The 3,324-nt window shown below is 30.7% G+C and carries 3 protein-coding genes and 1 pseudogene; all 4 read right to left on the bottom strand.

Annotated elements, in window-relative coordinates:
• Positions 1 to 276, bottom strand: a pseudogene (locus ACLPIE_RS22330) (replication protein); the annotation flags it as partial.
• A 743-nt stretch (positions 277 to 1,019) separates the two neighbouring features.
• Positions 1,020 to 2,348 (bottom strand): hypothetical protein, encoded by a 1,329-nt coding sequence (locus ACLPIE_RS22335; RefSeq protein ID WP_430263827.1) that lies wholly within the window; start codon positions 2,346 to 2,348, stop codon positions 1,020 to 1,022.
• Positions 2,345 to 2,728, bottom strand: coding sequence for a plasmid mobilization relaxosome protein MobC (mobC, locus tag ACLPIE_RS22340; protein ID WP_335674350.1), 384 nt, complete (start codon positions 2,726 to 2,728; stop codon positions 2,345 to 2,347). Before mobC ends, ACLPIE_RS22335 begins: the two co-directional genes overlap by 4 nt.
• A gap of 361 nt (positions 2,729 to 3,089) precedes the next feature.
• Positions 3,090 to 3,324 (bottom strand): hypothetical protein (locus ACLPIE_RS22345; RefSeq protein ID WP_430263828.1); only part of this gene is annotated, 235 nt, incomplete at its 5' end.

Here is a 3,324-nt window from a genome sequence, read left to right on the forward strand (position 1 = left end):
TCCTGCGCTTGTTAATTCAGTTAAAGCCTTAACACCATTAACATATAATTTTAAAAACTGCGTTTGATCCACTTCGTAATACTGGAAAAAACCTGCTCCGCCAATCCTCTCTCCTGTTTCCTCCGAGACAACCATTAATTTATCATTTTTCCCTATAATTTTTCTTGTTCCTCCCTTTGTGTTCACGCTTGCCGCCATAATAAAAGGGTTTTCTTTGTATTTTTGTAATCCTCGGCGCGATTTTCCAGCTTTGTTTGCTTCTCTTTTATCTGTCATTTTAACCTCCTAATTTGATTCATAACTTGTTAATACAATATAAAAATTGACTTGTCAAATTTTATTATTTAATTTTATTTGACAGGATAGCTGTCAGCGATTGAGATCTTACCTGTCAAAATATCTTAGAAAATGACAGCTAACTTTGCAGGATCTGACAGTTAAACTGTCCAAACCTGACAGTTACGATCTAGTATTTACGGGGGTTAAGCTTGTTTTCCTTCTTCATTCTTTAGATCGGTTTTTTTTGCTAAAAATGTAAACCTTAAAAATATTGCTTCGCACTTCCCGATGATAATTAATGATTTTATTTTTCAAATTAAAGCAATAGGTTTGCTGTCATATGAATAAAAACCAAAGTCAAAACCAGGGGGAATAAATTCCCTTGTCCGTTCGCCTACGCTCACCCATCGCCTTACGGCTCATTGCTACGCAACTAGCGACAATAGGGGGGTTTACATTGAAAAACATAAAAGCGTCTTAGGATGCGTTACAGTTCGTTTTATGGGGTATAAGGCGATAGCTTGTGAGCTTGCGAACGGATAAGAAACGAAAGTTTCAGTTTTGGTTTTTGGTTAATTTAAAAGCTGGAAAACACCGACCCGAAGCAAAAAAGCAAGTTTTTTACTTCTCTCGGTGTTGAGTGTTAAAGCTATATAAGCGATTATATAGTAATGTTTTGGTTGGTTTTTTTATACTGTTCTACCAAAAAAATCATCGTGTTTTTAATTTGTTTAATGTCATCATCTATACTTAAATCTTCCTTTAACCTCTGATTTTTCTGGTTTTTTTGCTTCTGGTTTTGGTTGTTGTTTTTCTTCTGGTCTTTTTTCAATGGTAAAGAATTCTTTAATTGATCGCATTGTTTCATCAAAAAACTTACCAAATCGATCAAAGTAATCTCCAAAAAATCTAAATCTTCCGTCTGTGATGCTAATTTCTGTTGTAATGTTATCAATTCTTGATCTTGTTTTTTCATATTCTCGACAAATAAATTGTTGTTTAACATCAATCTCTTGTTGCTGTTTTCTAATTCTTTCAATTGTATTAAAAGCTGTTGTAACTGGGCTTGGTGTAAATTGTTTTTTATTGTCATTTTTTCTCTCCTCTGGAATAGTAACGCCAACAGTAATATCTTGATTTTTATTTATTAAATTTTGTTTTAACCTGTTTAAAATAGGATCTATGTAAACTTTTTTATTTCGAGCTGTGCGAGCTTCTAAGCCTTTTTTATAGCTTTCTTGATGTTGGTTTAGCTTTTCATCAATAACAGCCTGAGATCGTTCTGGTCTTAGTTTTTTTTCTTGAAAATAATCATTGTAATCTCTGCCATCCTGATAAATATCACCTTTTAATCTGATCGGTGTTTCATCAATTGAAGTAATAATTGAAACTGTATTTTTAGATATCCTGTTTATTTTGAAACCTTCAACCTCTTTAAGGTATTGAATTAATTCATTTTTATTATTTATTTTTTTACTGTTTATTAAGCTACATAAGCGATTATTTAGTAATGCTATGAGTTCTTTTTTTGCTTTTGGTAGTGTATTTCCTGCGGGTTCGGTCATTCGTTTTTTTTGAACGTCGCTAAAATCATCAAAAGGGCTGGTAAATCCATTTTGATAATTTATTATCTCGCTGAAATCATTAAATAATCGTCGATCTGTTTTATCTAAAAAAACAGGAAAAGATCTACCTGTATTAATAGCATTAAAAGTTAAATAATTAAGTTCAAGCCTTCCTTTGTCTCGGTGCTCCACCCATAAAACAGGGGGTCTGTATTCTTCTGGTATTCCAGCAAAAATCATTTCTTCAAATTCTGAAATAATTTTGTATTTTTTTGTTTCTTCTGTGTTTTCTTCTTCAAAAGACAAAACCCCAGCAACATAAGGACTTTTTAAATTTTTGTTTATTATTGTTTTATTAAAATTTAAAAGCTGATCTTTGCTGCCTGATAATATTTTTATAAATTCTTGTTCTTCTGGTTTTTTTTCTCTGAGCAAGTAAATTATTGAGTTTTTTATATTTCGCTGTTTTTGTTTTGTTTTTCCTCCGATAATTTTATGTATCATAAGATCTCCTTTAATGCCTTATTGAAATTCTCATTTAATTCATCAATAGATAAAGCTAAGGTTTCAGCATCACCCATTAAAAAATATTCAATATTGGAATTAATTTTTTTTGTAATTTGATTTAAATTATTTCCAATTTTATTTAATTCCAAAACCAAGTCTTTATTATCATTTTTTTTAATTTCAGATAAAAGAACATTGGCATTTGAGATTAGAATTTTTCTAACTGCTGTTGCTCTTGGAACATTTAATTCATCAGCAATTTTTTTTATTTTTAAATATTCGTCATCATCCAAACACAAACTAATCATATTTTTTCTTTTGTATTTGTCTTTATATGTTTTGACTTTATCATTTTTTAGTTTTCTTTTTTCGCGCATAACAACCTCCGGCATATTTTATTAGTTGACCTGCTTTTAGGGGGGATTGAAGGGGGGAGGCGAAGCCCACCCCTCACCAGCTATTAATCCGAAGGATTAATTGTGCTGGCTCTCTAAATTTTTTAGGTCATACTGATTAAATAAAACATAATAAAAAAATGTCAAATCAGGTTTTTATAAGCGATTACATAGAAAAGCAGATTTAAAACTAAATAAGCGATTATATAGTTTAATTGATAGGGTTTGATAAGCGATTATATAGATTGGTAATTGGTAGAATTTAAGGCTAAATAATCGCTTATTTAGTATTATTGATAGTGTTTAATAAGCGATTATTTAGTTTATGAATGGGTAAAATTTATTAGTCATATTTTTGTAAGTCTGGCCATTTTCCGCCTGACTCCATGATTTCTAAGATGCTTTTTTCTGGGTTGTTGTGTGAATATCTGCCCCAGTATTTTTTATATTCTTTAGTTTTTGATCCACCGCCATGATATTGATAACAAACAATAAAAGCGAATAAATCACCTTGTGACATTTCGATTTTACAATTACATTTGTTGTCTTTTGGATCAAAAATTAGTCCTGCGCTTGTT

Source organism: Providencia sp. Me31A (genome assembly GCF_050487165.1).
In the GTDB taxonomy this organism is placed as follows: Bacteria; Pseudomonadota; Gammaproteobacteria; order Enterobacterales; family Enterobacteriaceae; genus Providencia.

Bases quoted from the DNA above. Each gene is read 5' to 3' on its own strand.
- ACLPIE_RS22335 (WP_430263827.1), bottom strand. From the start codon at position 2,348: ATGATACATAAAATTATCGGAGGAAAAACAAAACAAAAACAGCGAAAT.
- mobC (WP_335674350.1), bottom strand. From the start codon at position 2,728: ATGCGCGAAAAAAGAAAACTAAAAAATGATAAAGTCAAAACATATAAA.